The sequence below is a fragment of the Lactobacillus mulieris genome, from assembly GCF_007095465.1.
Taxonomy (GTDB): Bacteria; Bacillota; Bacilli; order Lactobacillales; family Lactobacillaceae; genus Lactobacillus; species Lactobacillus mulieris.
Genome location: NZ_SDGL01000008.1, coordinates 1 through 19793, shown reverse-complemented (window position 1 = coordinate 19793; position 19793 = coordinate 1). Strand labels below are relative to the sequence as shown.

At 32.3% G+C, this 19793-nt stretch carries 14 protein-coding genes, 2 tRNA genes and 1 riboswitch; of the genes, 4 read left to right on the top strand and 12 right to left on the bottom strand.

The features are described 5' to 3' along the window. Positions 1 to 7: 7 nt before the first annotated feature. The 4 genes from mgtA to trpS all read right to left on the bottom strand — a co-directional run bounded on the left by mgtA (position 8) and on the right by trpS (position 5026). Entirely contained in the window at positions 8 to 2692 is a 2685-nt protein-coding gene (gene mgtA, locus ETI37_RS04550; RefSeq protein WP_022091082.1) for a magnesium-translocating P-type ATPase, read from the bottom strand. Positions 2693 to 2763: 71 nt separating this feature from the next. Next, positions 2764 to 2927: riboswitch (M-box (ykoK) riboswitch) on the bottom strand. A 54-nt stretch (positions 2928 to 2981) separates the two neighbouring features. Then, positions 2982 to 3518, bottom strand: a complete 537-nt coding sequence (locus ETI37_RS04545; protein ID WP_006585927.1) for a hypothetical protein — start codon at positions 3516 to 3518, stop codon at positions 2982 to 2984. Then, positions 3508 to 3990, bottom strand: coding sequence for a ComE operon protein 2 (locus tag ETI37_RS04540; RefSeq protein WP_006585928.1), 483 nt, complete (start codon positions 3988 to 3990; stop codon positions 3508 to 3510). The genes ETI37_RS04545 and ETI37_RS04540 overlap by 11 nt, the downstream gene beginning before the upstream one ends. 13 nt (positions 3991 to 4003) lie before the next feature. Beyond that, entirely contained in the window at positions 4004 to 5026 is a 1023-nt protein-coding gene (gene trpS, locus ETI37_RS04535) for a tryptophan--tRNA ligase (RefSeq protein ID WP_006585929.1), read from the bottom strand. Positions 5027 to 5139: 113 nt separating this feature from the next. On the opposite strand from trpS, the gene ETI37_RS04530 reads away from it, so the two are divergent. After that, a tRNA-Gly gene (locus ETI37_RS04530) sits at positions 5140 to 5210 on the top strand. A gap of 34 nt (positions 5211 to 5244) precedes the next feature. Here ETI37_RS04530 and ETI37_RS04525 read toward each other — a convergent pair. The 5 genes from ETI37_RS04525 to ETI37_RS04505 all read right to left on the bottom strand — a co-directional run bounded on the left by ETI37_RS04525 (position 5245) and on the right by ETI37_RS04505 (position 8777). Then, on the bottom strand, positions 5245 to 5907 hold the full coding sequence (locus ETI37_RS04525; RefSeq protein ID WP_006587625.1) for a CPBP family glutamic-type intramembrane protease: 663 nt from the start codon (positions 5905 to 5907) through the stop codon (positions 5245 to 5247). A 74-nt stretch (positions 5908 to 5981) separates the two neighbouring features. Then, the gene (locus tag ETI37_RS04520) at positions 5982 to 6338 is read right to left on the bottom strand and encodes a hypothetical protein (RefSeq protein ID WP_022091084.1); all 357 of its coding nucleotides are present in this window, start codon (positions 6336 to 6338) and stop codon (positions 5982 to 5984) included. Continuing rightward, on the bottom strand, positions 6331 to 7641 hold the full coding sequence (locus ETI37_RS04515; protein ID WP_006585932.1) for a Y-family DNA polymerase: 1311 nt from the start codon (positions 7639 to 7641) through the stop codon (positions 6331 to 6333). Before ETI37_RS04515 ends, ETI37_RS04520 begins: the two co-directional genes overlap by 8 nt. Before the next feature lie 102 nt (positions 7642 to 7743). After that, complete coding sequence (gene greA, locus ETI37_RS04510) at positions 7744 to 8205, bottom strand: transcription elongation factor GreA (protein ID WP_143458471.1); 462 nt, start codon at positions 8203 to 8205, stop codon at positions 7744 to 7746. Then, a complete protein-coding gene (locus tag ETI37_RS04505; protein ID WP_006585934.1) occupies positions 8205 to 8777 on the bottom strand; it encodes a hypothetical protein in 573 nt (190 codons plus the stop codon). The genes greA and ETI37_RS04505 overlap by 1 nt, the downstream gene beginning before the upstream one ends. Before the next feature lie 140 nt (positions 8778 to 8917). Here ETI37_RS04505 and ETI37_RS04500 point away from each other — a divergent pair, with 140 nt between their 5' ends. Then, positions 8918 to 10234 (top strand): C1 family peptidase, encoded by a 1317-nt coding sequence (locus ETI37_RS04500; protein ID WP_143458472.1) that lies wholly within the window; start codon positions 8918 to 8920, stop codon positions 10232 to 10234. A gap of 378 nt (positions 10235 to 10612) precedes the next feature. On the opposite strand, the gene ETI37_RS04495 is transcribed toward ETI37_RS04500, so the two are convergent. The 3 genes from ETI37_RS04495 to tyrS all read right to left on the bottom strand — a co-directional run bounded on the left by ETI37_RS04495 (position 10613) and on the right by tyrS (position 13795). Next, a complete protein-coding gene (locus tag ETI37_RS04495; RefSeq protein ID WP_048588169.1) occupies positions 10613 to 12304 on the bottom strand; it encodes an oleate hydratase in 1692 nt (563 codons plus the stop codon). Positions 12305 to 12427: 123 nt separating this feature from the next. Continuing rightward, positions 12428 to 12500 (bottom strand) — tRNA-Thr (locus tag ETI37_RS04490). Between the two features lie 32 nt (positions 12501 to 12532). Next, positions 12533 to 13795: a tyrosine--tRNA ligase gene (gene tyrS, locus ETI37_RS04485; protein WP_006587622.1), complete on the bottom strand. Its 1263-nt coding sequence runs from the start codon at positions 13793 to 13795 to the stop codon at positions 12533 to 12535. Positions 13796 to 14169: 374 nt separating this feature from the next. On the opposite strand from tyrS, the gene ETI37_RS04480 reads away from it, so the two are divergent. Together ETI37_RS04480 and ETI37_RS04475 are read left to right on the top strand one after the other, a co-directional pair. Then, positions 14170 to 16746: a YfhO family protein gene (locus tag ETI37_RS04480; protein WP_006585938.1), complete on the top strand. Its 2577-nt coding sequence runs from the start codon at positions 14170 to 14172 to the stop codon at positions 16744 to 16746. A 109-nt stretch (positions 16747 to 16855) separates the two neighbouring features. Beyond that, complete coding sequence (locus ETI37_RS04475) at positions 16856 to 19456, top strand: YfhO family protein (RefSeq protein WP_167494285.1); 2601 nt, start codon at positions 16856 to 16858, stop codon at positions 19454 to 19456. Positions 19457 to 19793: the final 337 nt, after the last annotated feature.

The window sequence follows — 19793 nt, the reverse complement described above, 5'->3', positions numbered from 1 at the left end:
TAACAGATTAAATCAAAAATTTTTCTTTTCTGAGATAAAGTCTCTTAACTAAAGTTGTTAATAAAATATAAAACACTAATAAAACAAATACCATTTCAATAAATGTACCGGGCATTGGGCCAAATTTCAAACTAGTTGCTATGCGTGAATATGGCAAATAGCTTCCGATAACAGCAGCTCCAAAAGTTGCAAGCATAACTGGCGCTGTTGCTCGCTGCTTAATTAATGGCAAACGTTGATCTCTTAAAGCATGGATAACCATTTCTTGTGTCCAAAGAGATTCAATAAACCAGCCAGTATGGAAAACAGCGATGAAAACTGCTTGTCCTGCCATATTCAAACTAGTAAAACTACCTCCTGCCACACTTGGACAAACTACAAAGTAAAGCAAGGCAAAAGTAATAATGTCAAAAACAGATGAAGTTGGTCCAAAGTAAAACATAAATTTAGGTAATTTTTTAGTTGACCAAGTTCTTGGTTGTGAAAGATATTCTGCATCCATCTTATCAAATGGAATTGCCAAGCAACTAGTCCCATACAGCAAGTCCAAAATTAATAACTGCAGTGGTAACATTGGCAAGAATGGTAAGAAACTAGATGCTACTAGAATTGATAAAATATTTCCGAAATTAGAAGAAAGAGTAATCTTAATATATTTCATAGTATTACCAAAAATCTTCCGTCCAATTCTTACTCCATTTTCCAAAATTCTTAGATCCTTATGAAGTAAGATAATGTCAGCACTTTCTTTGGCAATATCAACTGCAGTATCAACGGAAATAGAAACATCTGCTGCCTTCATTGCTGGAGCGTCATTAATTCCATCTCCCATATAACCAACTGTATGTCCATCTTTTTTTAAAATCTCAATGATTTTAGTTTTTAATTCTGGTGACAGTTTTACAAAAATATCACTTTCTTCAACCATCTTGCTTAATTCAGCATCTGTTTTTCCTTCCAACTCATTACCAGAATATATTTTTGAAATATCTAATCCAACCTGCTTCCCTACTGCTCTAGTTACAGCCGCATTATCTCCTGTCAAAATTTTAACAGTAATACCATCTTCTTTGAGATGATGTAATGCTTCTTTTGCAGTTTCTTTTGGTGGATCAAGAAAAGCCAAAAAGCCAACAATTGTTAATTCTGATTCATCTTCTACAGAAAATTCACCAACTGGTGCTGGATTTTTCTTATATCCAAGTAAAATAACACGGAGGCCGTCATTATTCATATCGTTAATATTGGCCAAAACTTTATCTTCTTGTTCTTTGGTTAAAGGCAAACGCTGCCCATTAACTTCAACAAAACTACTTGCCTCCAGCATTTCTTCAGCTGCACCTTTAGTAACAAGTAAATGCTCACCAGCTTGATTTTGAACGACAACACTCATGCGTCGCCGCCTAAAGTCAAACGGAATTTCATCAATTTTTTCATAGTCTTGCTTAATTTTCTTTGTATTAAGTTCATTTTCAGCTGCATCAATAACAGCCTTATCAATTAAGTCTTTCATCCCTGTTTGATAAAAGCTATTCAAATAAGACAATTCTAAAACTTTAGGTTTTTCAATCATATTTAGATCGTAGTGTCGCTCTAAAACTACCTTATCTTGTGTCAAAGTTCCAGTTTTATCAGTACATAAAATATCAGCTGATCCAAAATTTTGAATCGAATTCATCTTTTTGACAATTGTGCCATGTTTAGACATTTCCACTGAACCCTTGACCAAATTACTAGTAACAATAACTGGTAGCATTTCTGGCGTTAATCCTACTGCAGTTGCTATAGCAAAAATCAACGCATCTAACCAATTTCCTTTAGTTAAGCCATTAATCACAAAAACTAACGGTGCAATGACTGCAGTCATTGTAATTAATAACTTAGAAATATCTTTAATTCCAGTATCAAAACTAGTTTGCTTAATTTTAGTTTGAGAAATTTGCCTAGCTAATTTTCCAAAAACAGTTTGGCTCCCTGTCGCAAACACAATCCCTGTCCCAGAACCAGAAACAATTGTTGTTCCTTCATAAACCACATTAGGATAATCAATATATTCATTCAATTGATTTTTAGTAGGCTTTTGGCCAGCAATTTTTTCAACAGGATTAGATTCACCATTTAATGAGCTAGAAGAACAAAATAAATCCTTACTCTTTATTAATTTCATATCAGCTGGAACCATATCCCCTGCTGCCAAATTAATAATATCTCCTGGAACAACTTCACTTGTTGCTAGCTCTTGATCTTTGCCATCTCGACAAATATTGGTAGTAACAGAAACCATTTTTAGCAAAGATTGAACAGCATCATTAGTTTTTACATTTTGAATAAAACTTGTCAGCCCTGATATCAAAACCATAGTAATCATAATAATTACCGTACTTAAATCTTTATCACTAGCTGGAACAAAAATGTAGTTAGTAAATAAAGATAATGTGGCCAAAATGAGTAATACTACCGTAAACGGAGTCATAAAAGCTTCAAATAAGAAGTGAGCTTTAGTATTATGCTCATCTTTAGCAATTTCATTTTTGCCATATTTTGCACGCATTTGTTCCGCTTGGGATGTACTTAATCCTTTATTGGAACTTTTAAATCGCTCAAAAGTGGTGGTCAATTCTTCCGTTGCAACTTCCTGCAATAATTTGCGATTAGTTGCATTACTTACAGTTTTCTTTTTGATTTTAATCATCAAAACCCCTCCTCTTTTTTGAGCAAACAAACAAAAAGAGCCCACCAAAAGGAGGGCTCTCAAAAAGGCTGCGTTATAACCAATCGTTCAGTTTTAACACTACGTGACGTAAGCACATGCTAGCTATCTGGATAGTGCCTTAACTCGACAATACCTGTTTGACCCGTTGGCATCTCTGGATGTTCCTGGGCGATAGCGTGTGTTCACGTAGGAGTCTCACCTAACAGTTCATTTGCTGTATTAAAATTACATGTTGAGTATAAACTCACTCTTTAGAAGGCGTCAAGAATTATCTCTTAAATATAAATTTTTGGTAAAGATATGCACCACCCATAAATATCAAACCAAACATAATAGCTACCGGTAGTGTTAGACTTCTTGGTTTTAGTATTTTTTCTAAATCATTTTGCGATAAATCAACTTGACTTGTAATTCTTTGATTTTGATCAATCAAAGTAAAAATCGCCCGCAATAATTGCTTTATTCCGCGAGTAACTTGCTTTTTATTAGTTGACTTTAATAATTCTGCCTGACTAGTCAATAAATTAGCTTTTATACTAGTGGTAATAACTTTTTGCCATTTTTTACCAATGTATAATTGCACATTATTACTTTTCTTCCCATATTCAAATAAAAGATAAATTTCTTTTGAATCCACCTTCACTGGTCGCCTATTAACTATTTTAATTTTAGCTTCAATATTTTTTTGCTTATACAGCTGATTTTGATTTTGGACTAATTGTCCAATAGTCATTTCATCAGACTTAAAAGCTGTTATGATTGGAAAGCAGATTAATAAAATAAGAATCAGGTGCTTAATTTTCATTTTCAGCAATTTCCTCAACTAAATTTTGAGCGTAGCTAGAATCTAACTTAATTTGATTGACTTCAACACCTGTCTTTTTCAATAGTTCTACTGCCAATGGATTATCATGATAGTCAAAAAAGTAATTTACTTTTTTAATACCAGCTTGAATCAAAGCTTTGGTGCAATTGTAGCAAGGAAAATGAGTTACATATATTTCTGTATCTAAAGTTGAAACGCCATTTTTGGCACATTGAATCAATGTATTCATTTCTGAATGAATCGTACGTATGCAGTGTCCATCCACCATTTGATGCCCCACATCATCACAATGTTCTTGTCCCGTTACCGAACCGTTATATCCTGTACCAATAATTCTTTTATCTTTGACTAGTACACTGCCAACTAAAGCACGATTACAAGTCGAACGTTGACTAATTACTAGTGCTTGCATCATAAAATATTGATTCCATGGGATTCGATTCCGTGACATAAAGCTTTAACTCCTATCTATTCTTGAAATAATTTAATCCAATTGCATCACGAACTTCTTGTAAAGTTTCATTAGCAACTTCATTAGCTTTTCTTGAACCTTCTAAAAGCATTTCATAGACTGCATCTGTATCTTGAGCAAATTTTTCTCTACGTTCTCTAATTGGGGCAAGTTCAGCTTCCAAAACTTCATTCAAGAAACGTTTGATTTTAACATCCCCTAATCCACCTTTTTGATATTGCTCTTTAAGGTCTTGCACCTTTTCTTTATCTGAACAAAATACATCTAAATAAGTGAAAACGGTATTTCCTTCAACTTGTCCAGGATCTTCCACATGAATATGATTTGGATCAGTATACATTGACATTACTTTTTTAGTTAAGGTCTTTGCATCATCAGCTAAATAAATTGCATTACCTAATGATTTACTCATCTTGGCGTTTCCATCAAGACCTGGTAATCTACCTTGCCCCTTAGGTGGGAAGTAACCCTTAGGTTCTTTTAAAATATCTGTATTATATAAACGATTAAAGGTTCTAACAATTTCTCTTGTTTGTTCCATCATCGGTTCTTGATCATCCCCGACAGGAATTACTGTTGCTTTAAAAGCTGTAATATCAGCTGCTTGAGAAACAGGATATGTCAAAAAGCCTGCTGGAATACTTTCGTTAAAGTTCTTTTGCTTGATTTCTGTTTTAACAGTTGGATTTCTTTCTAATCTTGCTACAGTAACTAAATCTAAATAATAAGCAGTCAATTCAAATAAAGCAGGAATTTGTGATTGTACAAAAATAGTTGATTTTTCAGGATCTATACCTACTGCTAGATAATCAAGAGCTACTTCAATTAAGCTATTACGGATTTTTTCAGGATTACGAGCATTATCTGTCATTGCTTGTGTATCAGCAATCATAATGTAGGGATTATATTTACCTTCGTTTTGTAAGATTACCCGATTTTTCAATGAACCTATATAGTGACCTATATGTAACCGCCCGGTTGGCCGATCGCCGGTTAAAAGTACTTCTTTAGTCATATTTTTCTCCTTAAAATTAAAAAGCTTTTTGAAATTAATACCTTCATTTTAACATAGATAATAATTTTCTCTTGGATAAAGAAATTATTCATGATAAACTTAATCATGTACTTGCGGGTATAGTTTAATGGTAAAACACCAGCTTCCCAAGCTGGGGATGCGGGTTCGATTCACGCTATCCGCTTAATAAAAAGGAATTCCTAACGGAATTCCTTTTTTTATATTAATATTACCATCAATAATCCATTAAGTATTGCTAAATAAAGAGGCATAACAATATTCTGACTATACAAATATGCCCAAGCAAAAACCACACCAAAAATCATATCTAGCAAAAATATAGGAGCATTCAGCTGAAAATTTAAAAAACTAAATGCCAAACCTGAAAATACTATACCAAAGATTGCAACTGACCCCACATTATCTCTGAATAAATAATTAAACATGAATCCTTCAGCTAAAAAAACTTGTAAAAATGGTAATACTAAACCTTGAGACAAAATTAAAAACCAAAACATAGAAACTGATTCATGTTTAGCATATGTTAATTGAAATGTATAGGAGTTTAGATAATGAATAACTTGTAAATAAGATATCAGTCCACGTAAAAAGAAAACAAAAAATGATAAGAAAAGAGTTACTTTAATATTATCTAATAAGTTTACTTTATTTACTCTTTCAAAATATCGTTGTTCTCTTTTGAAGCGATACACAAATAACAACAAAGTCATAATAGTTACAATAGCAAATAAAATTAAATCCCAAATATGTAATGGCGAACTATTGGCGCAGAGCTCTTTAGCTCCAACAACCATTAAATATCCCACAATATAGACTGTATATCTAATCAGATTTCCTTGTACAGATTTTGGCGAATTCAAGTGCCACACTCCTATCCTAAACCATATCTTGTTAAATTATAACAAAAATTGGTCTACATTACGCTAATATCTGATTACAGTTCTTTAACAATCTCTAGATAATTTATTTCTGATAAATTAATTATTTGCCGATTAATAACTACTTGATTATCATCCCAAGCTTCAACATGGCCTCTAATTTCAGGTAAAGGAACCCCATCTAAATCAACTGCCTTTACTTGGACTTGAACTATTTTTCCTTCAAGAATGGCGGTAGATAGGATTGCTTTTATTTCTTCTAATTTTAGACTACTTTTTAAAGAATTACTTTCAGATTTTTGGCTTTTAGCTATTTGAGCTGTATGATCACTTAACAAAAAGCCTGTCCATTTTTTCATCCCTCTATCTTGATAATTTTTAAAAAAATCATATATCAGCTTATCGTTACTCATAACTAGATCCACCATTATGACCACCAACTAAATTAGCTCTCTTAATCGAAGTTGCTCCTGGTAAAAGACTGGAAGCTTTAACTAAACTAGCAAGACCATATTTCTCTCTAAGGGAATCAATAATATAATCACAATTTTTGTGTTTCATTTGTGTAGTAGAATCCACAAACAAATCAAGTTGCTGCTCTGTATCTGGTAATAAATCTGAATAAGCAATACTAATCGTCCTAACTGCTTCACCTTTCCAGAATTTTCGAAACAATCCCCTCAACTCTGCAGTTAAAACTAAATTATCATTCGTTGCGATAATCTTTTTACTTGCATTAATTCCAGTTCTTTTTTTATTTTTAAATTTTGAAAAGCCCATATGCAATGAAATATGGCTAGTAAGCAACTTTCTTTTTCTAATTCTAGCAGCTACTTGTTCCGCTATTTCTCTAATTACAATCTCAATTTCACGTTGTTCTAAATAGTCCCGCATCAAAACCTGTGAATTACCTACACTCTTGTGTTCAGGATGATATTTTTGACTAATGATACTCCGATCAACACCCCAACTCATCGCAAAAAGTTGCTCACCAATTATTCCAAATTCAGATTTTAATTTTTCAGGATTACAATGAGCCAACTCATTCATATCATTAATTCCCAATTTTTTAAGCCGTATAGCTGTTGACTTATTAATTCCCCAAACATCTTCTAAATTCTTTATTTGCCAAATTGTATCAGGGACATCAATATAATGCCAAAACGCAATCATTGACCATCTTTTTTTGGCCTCAATATCCATAGCTAATTTGGCAAGAAGCGGATTCTCTCCTATACCACATGTGGTATACAAACCTAGTTTTTCTCTAATTTCTTTTTGAATTCCTCGCCCAACTAAATATGGATCAGTCCCAAACAAGTGCCATGATCTAGTCATATCAATCATACTTTCATCAATAGAGTAGATATGAATATCTTCTTCAGCTGCATATTTTCGAAAAATATTTAACACTTCCATGCTTTTTTGAATATACAAATTCATATGTGGTTCTACTAAAATTAAATCTTTTCTTTGAGATTTAGGTGGCAAATCTCTCGCCCTCATAACATTTGTCAAGCCATATTTTTTCTTAGCTAAAGGAGAAGCAGCCATGATTAAACTAGATTTCTCATCACTATCTGGTTGACGAGAAAGAACAGCTAAAGCTGTTGTCATTGGATTTAATCCCAAACGTAAGCATTCACAACTAGCATAAAAAGACTTATTATCAATCATAAATATTAATCTGTGTGGTTCATATCTATAATCATACATTCGCTTTCTCCTTTGCAAACATAAGTTTGTAAATATAATCTACACAGTTTTATTAAAAAAGCAATCTTTTTATAACAAAAAAGATCAAGTTAAAACTTGATCTTATAAAACATCTTCAATTGTAACTTCATATGAACCTGCAGGTGCCTCGACAGTAACGCAGGTGCCAGCTTCTTTTTTCATGATAGCTGCACCCAATGGAGAATCAAAAGAAATTTTACCAGCTTCTAAATTTGCTTCCAATCTTCCTACAATTTCATACGTATCACTTGTTTCATCATCTTCAAAGCGTAACTTAACTTTTTTGCCCAAAGCAACTTTTTTATCATCATTAGGAGTTATGATTTCGGCATATTTTAATTGTTTATCTAAATAGCGAAGTCTACTCTCAAGATGACGCAACTCTTTCTTAGCCTCTGTATATTCACTGTTTTCAGATAAATCGCCTAAGCTTCTTGCTTCTTGAAGTGCCTTAATTTTTATTGGACGCTTCTTCTTTAAATTTGCAATTTCCTCCTCAATCAATTTATAGCCTTGAGGAGTCATTTTTTGAAAATAAACCATTAATTCACCTTAACTAGCCTATTATTAACAACATCATAGTAATATAAGCCATTTGCTTTTTCTACATAATTAGCCACAATATGACCACTAGCTTTTTCAGCTACAGAAATCTGAGTTTCATTTGATGCAGAAGAAATATAAGCTACTAAGTCATTATCAGTAAAACTAGCCGGATATCCCCCACGTTTAAGCCAATCATTCACAGCTGCGCTAGCAAGTGATTCAGTACTATTTGAATTAGTTACTACTTTACCAGAATTCGTTTGATTATTGTTTACTGAACCTTGAGAATTAGTTTTACTTTGACTATTAGTATTACTAGTAGTTTGATTATTAGTCACATTTGCATTAGAAGAAATGGTACTATTTGAACTACTTTGGCTTTCAGTTTCATCTATATTCGTTGAATTTGTTTTTTTAGACTTCTTAGATTTTTTCGCCTTTTTATGATGTTTCTTTACAACTTGACTTTGTTTAGCAGAAGACTGGGTGGATTTCTTTTGTGTACATCCTGTTATAGCTCCTGCAAAAACTAACAATAATGCTATTGAAGTAATTATTTTTTTATACATAATACTACCTCTTTTTCTAAGTCTTATTATAAAGCAATTAGACACATAAGATTAACTTTTTTAGGCATAAAACTAGCAATTAAGAAAGGTTTTGAGTTATATTAATAATTATTACAATAAAATTAAAAGGGGATTTAATTATGGCTCATGAATTAACTTTACAAGAATTAGAAGACTTTAGTCGTGAATTCAATGCTGATCATACTAGCCAAGTTATTGCTCGAGCAGCTAAAAGAAGTGGTGTATTAGAGGCTTCATATAATGACGCTGTCTCACGACGTTTAACCAATGTTTTTTCAACAGAATTAGATACTGAAAATGTTACTAACCAACTTCAATCAGGTCGTTGCTGGCTTTTTGCAACTTTAAATGTATTGCGCCACCATTTTGGAAAAGAATACAAGGCTAAGAACTTCACTTTTTCACAAGCTTACAACTTTTTCTGGGATAAGGTAGAACGTGCTAATAACTTTTATAACTACGTTCTAGAAACTGCTAATAAGCCTTTAGATGATCGTGAAGTTAAAGCGTATTTTGACTTTGCTGGTCATGATGGTGGTCAATGGCATATGGCAATTTCATTAGTTGAAAAGTATGGAGTAGTTCCTACATATGCAATGCCTGAAACTGCCAATACTAATAATACATCTGCTTTAGCAGAAGCACTTGCCCAAAAAGAAAAGAAAGATGCATTAGTACTTAGGAAATTAGTCCAGGCTGGTGACTTAGAAGCAGCTGAAAAAGCTCGAAAAAAATTCTTGAGTGAAGTTTACCGTATGACGGCAATTGCTGTTGGTGAACCACCTAAGAAGTTTGACTTGGAATATCGTGATGACGATAAGAAGTACCATTTAGACAAGAACTTAACCCCAATTGAATTTTATAATAAGTATTTTAAGGGTGTTAACTTAGATGATTATGTTGTTTTAACAAATGCACCTGACCATGAATACAATAAGCTATTCGCTCTACCTTCTGAAGATAATGTCCAAGGTAAATATCCTATTAAACTACTAAATGTACCAATGGAATTTTTAACTAGTGCTGCAGTAGCTCAATTAAAAGATGGAGAAGCTGTTTGGTTTGGTAATGATGTTGGTAAGCAAAAAGAAAATAAAACTGGCTTTTTAGCAACTAACCTATACAAATTAGATGAATTGTTTGGTGTCGACTTAACAATGTCCAAAAAAGAACGACTTGAAACTGGAGTTGGAGAAGTTTCTCATGCTATGACTTTAGTTGGTGTTGATGAAGATAATGGTGATGTGCGCCAATGGAAAGTTGAAAACTCTTGGGGTGAAAAAGTTGCTAAAAAAGGCTACTACATTATGAGCCAAGATTGGTTTGAAGAATATGTTTATGAAGTTGTTGTCCACAAAAAATATTTAACTCCAGAACAACAAAAATTAGCTGAAGGTCCTGCTGAAAAACTCCCTGCTTGGGATTCATTATCATAATAATAAAAGAGCAAAATCTAATGATTTTGCTTTTTTATTTACAATTTATTACGTTACAATTCAATATTATTTTTTTCTTTCCAATTATAAATATTTATGTTTGGAGATATACTTACTATTGATAAATTAATTGCTTTTTAGTAAGAAAGAAGCAATATTATGAATATTCTTATCTTAGGAGCAATGGTAAAATTGCTCGACAAGATATTGGATTAAATAAGCCAAATACTGATGGGGATAAGCCATTATTTATATAAAATTAGAAATTAACTTGTTAAAAAATGTTGATATATCAAGGTTCATTCAATATAACCAAGATTATCAACATTTTTTATATTATAAAGTTAAATTTTTAAAACATTATCGAAAATAATATTTTTAACTGAACATTCTCTTTGTTGCTTTCATCAAAGTCTTAGGATCTTTGTCATATCTAGGGGTTAGAACCAATTTACTCATTGGAACACCTGCAAAGTGGAAAGCTGCCACTTCACCAGAGCGAACAGCACTTTCCTCAGTAAAAATCATTTGATAAGGTTGCTCAACAAATTCTCCAGTAAAAGCTAAATTAGTTGAATGTTTTGGAATAATTTCAGGACGGTCATTCTTTGCACGATTGTTAAACAAAGCTGAAGCATATGGCATGTAACATGGAATACAGTTGATTACACTAGCCAAAATTTTATCTTCCAAATCTTTAATGTTATGTGGACCTGGATCAACCTTAGACAATTGACCAATTAATTCTTGTAGCATTTCTTTACCAGTCATCTTGATGTACTCTTTGTCGACGAATTCACCCTTGCGCCGTGGATATAGGAAGTATCCCCAGATGACAGTTTCATTAGGCTTTTGGGTTGTAAAGTGAGGTTGATGGTGAACCACAATCGACATATTTACATCTTTTTGACCCAATGGCGTAATTGGAGTGGTTGAAATGAATGAATTCAAGGCATTGCCTGGAACTTGTGTAGTGATTCTGGTAATTTCATTTAACAAAGTATGATCTTTAGTTGTCAAAGTGAAGCTTACCCATTCTGAAGCATTGCGATCATTAAAGAACTTATCTGGGTTTCCTAAATTATAGAAATGCTCACAAGCTTGTTTCCATAACGATGATGCTGCACCATAATCCATATTTTCAGGTGCTGGCGTGTTATAATCTCCTAAAGTTGCTGAATCAGTAATTGAACCATTGGTAAAGAAGACAGCCGTTTGATTATCTACTTCCACCTTCTCTTCCTTGTCTGTTTCTGTATTTTCCATTTTAAGAGCCGTTACCGTAATTTCGTCTTGCATTGGAGTATCTTTAAACTCGAAAGCCGTTATTCTTCGATTCATGATAAATTTACAACCTTGCTTTTGTAAATACTTAATTAACGGTAACATGATACTTTCATATTGATTATATCGTGTCCGATTAACCCCAACTAAATGTTCAATTTGTGTAAATTCATAAATCATTTGATGCATATAGCGTCGTAATTCTTGAGCAGATGATTGTACTCTGAAAGCAAATGTAGTTTCCCACATATACCAAAAATTAGTCTGAAAAATGTGGGGATCATCCTTAAAATATTCTGCTATTGTTACATTATCTAGTTTTTCTTCTTCTGAATCCGGCATCATAACTAATCGGCTAAGCAAAAGTCTATCCATATTGTTTAATCCAAGTTTATGACCATCTACAATACCAATACCGCCTTCAAGCAAACGAGCTTTATCAAAAGTTCTATGTTTACTATCAAAGTCTCGGGTATCTTCTTCTGCCGTCATCCCCGCTTCAGTAACCGAGGGAATTCTTGAAAGTAAGTCCATCAAATCGACATAAGTACGATAATTAAGCATCCTGCCCCCACGCGCAATAAATCCATGGGTATTTTCCATTGGATGATTTTGATTCCAATATTCTTCACTAGCTTCATTAGCAGTACTACCATCATTTGAGCCATGATTATCAAGAGCGTAAAAAGTAATATTTTTTCCAGACCATTTACCCTCTTGAATTAAATATACGGCACCTGCCATATTGGCTAACCCTGCTCCTATCATTATTGCTTTATTTTTCATATTTATCGGCCTCCTTAAAGCGTTTACATTTTGTATTATAATATTAAGAAAACCAAAAAAAACTGATAGGTAACATATTAATAGCTTTTGTTTTTTAATATAATGCATAACAATACAACAATAAGCCGTTTGCCAGATTTGAACTGGCGACCTCCTCCTTACCACGGCGGTGCTCTACCTCCTGAGCTAAAACGGCATAATACCTAGCCTATGGCTAGGTATTTTTTATTATTTAATAGTAACCAAAGTATATTTTCTCTTACCTTTACGGATAATTACATACTTACCATCAAATGAAGCACTTGGATCAACCTCAAATTCTAATTCTTGGACCTTATTCCCATTGACATAAATTGCTCCATTTTGGATATCTTCACGTGCTTGACGCTTGGAAGATTCAATCTTAGTATCTACCAAAAAGTCTACCAAGTTCTTCTTTTCATTTGAACTTTCTGCACTTGGTGCATTTTTAAGAGCTTGCTCAATTTGCTTAACTGATAATTCTTTAACATTACCTGAGAATAAAGCATCAGTAATCATTTGAGCTTCTTCAAGGCCTGCTTCACCATGAACAAACTTAGTAACTTCCGCAGCTAATGTCTTTTGTGCTTCACGCTTCCAAGGTTCATTCTTAACTTTTTCTGCCAAAGCATCAATTTCTTCATGACTCAAGAAAGTGAAATACTTCAAATATTTTACAACATCGCGGTCATCTTGGTTAATCCAGAATTGGTAAAATTCGTAAGGACTTGTTTTTTCAGGATCAAGCCATACAGCACCACCTGCTGACTTACCGAACTTGGTTCCATCTGCTTTAAGCATTAGTGGAATGGTCAAACCAAAGGCTGGGCGTTCATTACCTTCCAAGCGGTGAATTAAGTCAATCCCTGATGTAATGTTGCCCCATTGGTCACTACCACCAATTTGCATTTGTACACCATAATCACGGTTCAAAATGTAAAAGTCAATCCCTTGCAAAATTTGGTAAGTAAATTCTGTAAAGGAAATTCCGTTTTCAAGACGACTAGCAACTACGTCCTTAGCAAGCATATTGTTAATTTGGAATAGTTTACCGTAATCACGTAAAAATTCGAGCAAGCTCATCTTACCAAGCCAGTCACGATTGTTAACGATTTGGAAATTTTCAGTACCAAATAATTTCTTCATTTGGTTAGTTAAAGCAACCTCATTATGGTGTACTTGTTCATCACTTTGAAGTACACGTTCAGTCTTTCTACCTGATGGATCACCAATTGAGCCAGTACCACCACCAATAATAATTACTGGGTGGTAACCTGCCAATTGGAATCTCTTCAAAATCATAAATGGAATTAAATGTCCAATATGAAGTGAATCACCGGTTGGATCAGTACCACAGTAAAGTGCCAAATCATCATGTTCGGCAAGGTACTTTTTTAAACCTTCTTCATCGGTTTGTTGATTAATGGCTCCACGCCATTTAAGGTCTTCCAAAATGTCAAACTTTGCCATAATTTCCTCCATCGAATAAATAAAAAACGTCCCTTGATTAAATCAAGGGACGACTAATAATCATTAAATAGCCGTGGTACCACCCACGTTTGCGCCTAAAGCGCCTTTATAGTTGCTAACGAGGATTTGCGCCCCGTACACTTGTACTTCGCCATACCTTAACCTGCCTAGCTCTCACCACAACGCTAGTTCTCTGAACGCTGAATTAAGGGGCTACTCTCTTTTTCGTGTTATCAATATAATATAAGGTAGTAACAAAATAGTCAATGAACAATACTCAGTTACAATTAAATTTTTTGTCAAATACAAATATAAGCTATAATAAAAGAGTTCGTAATATCAAATCAAACTTTACTTAAGAGGAAAAAAGAAAAATGAAAAAAATACCTAAATGTATTATTCCTGCATTAATATCTGCATTCATTTTTTTATTAGCAGGTTTAATTACTGGCACTAATCCATACTTCGGAGGAGTTCCAAATTCCGGAGATCTTGCAACGCAATATTACTCATTTTTTGGCTATTTACGCCATGTCTTAATAGGAAATTTTAGTGATTTTTCTTATAGCTTTTCCAATGGGTTAGGCGGTAGCATGGCTGGAAATTGGGGATATTATCTTTTAAGTCCATTAAATTTTATCATTTTATTATTCCCTGCAAATCAACTTAATATAGCTATTTATACTATCATATTAATAAAAATTATGATTGCGTCTAGCTCTTTTTATTATTTGGCAAAACGATTAAATAATAATTCTTATCCAATAGCTATATCATTAGGTGTAGCTTACTCTCTATCCTCTTATGTAATTGGTTACTGGGGGAATTTAATGTGGCTTGATGCAGTAGCTCTTCTTCCATTAGTTATATTGGGATTAACTAAGGAAGTTTTACAACTTAAATTTTCTCTTCTTTATATTTTGACTTTAGCAATCATTATTGTGGCTAATTACTATACTGGTTACATGATATGCTTTTTTTTAATAGGTTTTTTTATATATCTGTCCTTTTTATCATTTTCTTCTTGGAAAAATCTTTTAAAACAGATTATTTATTTTGGGATTTCATCGCTTAGCGCTGCGCTTCTATCTGCTTTTGCGAGTGTTCCAACTTTTTATAATTTACTAGAAAATAAGTTAAATTATCATCTACCTGCACCCGTCATCGATGCCAAAAGAAATTTACTAAGTATTGGTGCTAACCTATTATTCCGTGGCAACATTTCTTCTTTGCCATTAATTTATATAGGTACAATTTCGATTATATTAGTTTTTGCATACTTCTTTAATGGTAAAGTAGCCCTTAAGCAACGAATAGCTGGCTTATTATTACTTCTTTTTACTTTTTCTGGATTAATTTCCACGAAAATTTACCTATTGTGGCATGGGGGGCAACCACCTATTTTCTATCCTTATCGCTTTGCTTTCATTATTACATTTACTTTAATCTATTTAGCTTCAATTTCAATTAATCATATACAACATCTTCCCCAACGAACATTTTGGATAACTAATGCTTTTTTAATCTGTTTTATAATCTATTATGTTTTGATAGTTAAAAAGGTGTTAGGGATTCCCAAATCTTCACTTTTTGCAACTTTAATCGTTCTAGTTATCTCTATAATCATTTTAAATTTATATATATTAGAAAAAATAAATAGCAAGTTTATAGCATTGTTATTAATAGTAGATATTTTCTTAAATACTTGGGTTACTTGGTCAACAACTAGTAAAAATGTGACATCATATAATCCTTATACAGAACAAACTGCCTCTTTAATTAATAAATTGCCTACAAGCGCAAAATCTCAAAGATTAGAGAAATCATTCTTACTTAATAATGACCGAGGAGAAAGTTACACATTTAATTATCGCGGCGTTAATGTTTTCAGTTCTAATAATGATCCTCACCTTAGTAAACTCCTTGGTTTACTTGGGTTGCCAAGCATAGGCTATTATACTTATTATTCAACTGGAACTCAGTTAACAGATGCCTTGCTTGGGATTAAAACTTATATAATGTCAAATAAAGCTACTACGGTAAAAGGATTTTCTAATTATGGCTTACGTGATGATTTAGTATCCAATAAGAATTGGTACAAAGATAAAAATAATATCGCTTATAAAATGGCTGTTTTTCCTTTAGTTTTTGCAGGCTATAGCAAAAATAATTTAAATTTAAAGAGTAATTCTGCTCTACTTAATCAAGAAAAAATACTACAATCTTTAACTAATACTAAGACAGTTTATTTCAGTAACGCAATTACTCCGCAAATAACTAGCAATAATATGCTTATCAAAACCAGCAATAATCTAATTAGTATGCAACAAATTAAAAAGAAAAAGTCTTCAGTTATTTTCACTTACCAAGCTAAACCAAATTCCAATGGTTATATCATGTTAGACCCTACCATTATGTCATGGGGAAAATATATTTCCGATGCAAGTAAAATGACAATTAATGGACATTCTTTCAGAAGCTTATCGGTTAATTTACAACCTATTGGAATACATATACCTGAAAACGGAAAATTAATCTTAAAAATATATTGGAAGCCAAGTATACTAAACAAAAAAATTATTCAACCAAATTTATATCTATTAAACGAAAATGCGTTATTTAAATCAATACAACTAGTTCAAAGCAGAAAAATGGCTATAACTACTTGGAAAGGGAACTCAATAAGTGGAACTATTACTTTACATAAGGGTCAGTCGTTACTTACTACTATTCCATATTCTAATGGGTGGTATGCTACAGCTAATGGTAAAAAAGTTAAAATCCAAAAATATTTAGGTTGCTTTATTGCTTTAAATTTACCAGCTGGGAAATATACAATACAACTTAATCATAAAATGCCGGGGTTTAAATTAGGTATCATCATTTCGATTTTCGGTATATTTGTATTAATTTTACTAAAAAAACTGTCCTCTAAGTATTTACAGTGCTAAAGCTCGAGCAAAAATGCTCGGGCTTTTCGCATATCTTATGTTAAAAAAGTAACTATATAGGCTATAATAAAGAGGCTAATTGTTTCTTATGATATTAAGAGGAGTTTCTATGAAAAAAATACCTAAATTTGTCATTCCAGTATTAATTTCAGCGCTGTTATTTTTATTGGCCGGACTTTTTACTGGAACCAACCCATATTTCGGCGGAACATTAAATTCTGGCGATATTTTAGATCAATATCTATCATTTTTTGGTTATTTGCGCCATATTCTATTAGGAAATTTAAGTGATTTTTCCTATAGCTTTTCCAATGGCTTAGGTGGCAGCATGGCAGGAAATTGGGGATACTATCTTTTAAGTCCCTTAAATTTTATAGTTTTACTATTTCCAGCCACTAAAGTAAATCTAGCTATTTATACTATAATTTTACTAAAAGTTATGGTTGCATCAGGCTCCTTTTATTATTTAGCAAAGAAAAAAATGGGAGCCACTGATACTTGGTCCATTTCATTTGGAGTTGCTTACTCATTATCTGCATATGTAATTAGTTACTTTGGGAACCTAATGTGGCTTGATGCTATTGCTTTTTTGCCAATAATCGTTTACGGACTTCTTTCAATTATTGATGGAAAGTTTTCTATTACTTATGTAATATTTTTAGCAATTACTATTGTAGCTAATTATTATACAGCTTTTATGACTTGCTTATTTTTAGTGGGATTTTTCTTTTATCAAGCTTTCATTACTTTTACTAACTGGAAAGTTTTTATCAAAAAATTCGTTATTTTTGCAATCTCATCTCTCACTGCTGCTTTAATTTCTAGTTTTGCAAGTATACCTACTTTTTATAATTTATTAGAAAATAAACTTAATTACAGTTTATCTACTTCTCCTATCCACCCTAAATCACTTTTACTAGCACTTCCTGGAAATCTTCTTTTTGCAGGTAACAAGCTGGCTGTTCCCCTTATGTACATTGGTACAATTTCTACTCTCTTAGTGATTACTTATTTTTTCAATTCAAAGTTTTCACTAAAAGAGCGAATCGCTAGTTTAGTATTCCTATTCTTCATTTTTTCAGGTTTATTTTCAACAAAACTATATTTATTATGGCATGGTGGACAGCCTCCGCAATATTACCCATTTCGTTTTGCATTCCTCATTGCCTTTTCATTAGCTTATTTTGCTACTCTTTCAGTATCAAAAGGTTTGCCTTTTAATAAAAAAAATATATTAACCTGGAATAGTGTGTTTTTATTTTTCATAATTATTTACTATTTCTTTAGTCGTAAGCTTTTAGGAATAGACAAACAAGTTTCCATAATCACTATTTCTGTATTTATAATTTCTGTAATTTTAATTAATTTATATATCCGAAAACAAATTAAGCCCTATGTATTAGCATTAGTCATCATTTTAGATATTTTTGCTAACACTTGTTTAGCCTGGTCAAAAATCAGTAAAAATGTTACTTCATACAATCCTTATACTGAAGACACTATTGCATTTTTAAATAAAATTCCTAAACAAGCAAAAAAACAACGACTAGATAAATCATTTTTAATTAATAATGACCGTGGTGAAAGTTACATGATGAATTATCACGGAATTAATTCTTTTAGTTCCAACAATGATTCAAAATTAACTACATTCGGTGGTTTATTAGGACTTCCTAGCATTGGTTATTACACATTTTATTCAACTGGCACTCAATTGACTGATGCCCTATTTGGCTTAAATACATATGTTGTATCAAATAGATTAAGCGATATGCGTGGGTTTTATAATTATGGTTTGAGAGATGACTTAATTGGTAATAAAATTTGGTATCAAAATAAAACTAATGTTGCATATAGAATTAATACTTTTCCGTTAGCTTTTGCTGGTTACCAAGCCAATAACATTAAGCTTAAAGAAAATAATCCATTGTCTAATCAAGTAACAGTTTTAAATAGTTTAACCAATACCAATACCCAATACTTTAGTAAAGCGATTTCTGCACACGAAACTAGCAATAATATGACCTTGTCACATAATGCCAATTTACTAACCATGAACCAAATATCTACTAAATCGCCTTCTACGGTTACATTTACTTATCATGCTCAACCTAATTCACGGGGATATATTTTATTAGATCGTAGTCTTATGATGTGGGCTGATTATACTGATATCAATTCTGCTGCAAGTAAACTAACAATTAATGGTAAATCTTTCAGATCTCTTCCTGTTAACTTGCAACCAATATGTGTTCATATTCCTAAAAATGGGAAAGTAGTCCTAAAAATCTATCTTCGTAAAAATATAAAAAATAAAATTATTATAGATCCTAAATTATATTTACTAAACCAAAACAATTTAAATAAAACTATCAAGCTTGTTAAATCTCGTGCGATGTCATTAACAACTTGGAAAGGGAACTATATAAGTGGTCACATCCACTTGAAACGAGGCCAAGCTTTAATAACTACATTTCCATATACTAGTGGTTGGCAAGCAACAGCAAACGGAAAACCTGTAAAAATCACTAAAGCACTAAATCGTTTCATTTCTCTAAAATTACCTGCTGGCAATTATAAAATCATTTTTAAACATACAATGCCTGGCTTAAAATTAGGAACAATAATATCAATAATTGGTATCGTTCTATTTGGAGCTGAAATTCATCATTTTAAATATAAAAATCATAGAATAAAAAAAGGCAAATAGTTAAAAGCTGATATTCTTCGTTTTTTACAAAACGTTGATATATCAGCTTTTTTATTTTGCAAAAATATTTTTATTACATTCAAAGCTTTCCCCTTTTTACATACAATATACTCCTTATAAAAACTAGCTTTTCCATGTTAGAATGGACTAGTATATTTTCATTACTTTAGAGGTTTTTATTTTATGAAAAAAAGAACTTGGATTTTTGCCGGCTTTCTTGCTGGTCTTATATTTTTTATCGCTAGTTGGATTGGCGGTACTAATTTCCTAATGGGTGGAACTATTCACTCTGGTGATTTGATTGACCAATATATCTCCTTTTTTGCTTATTTCCAAC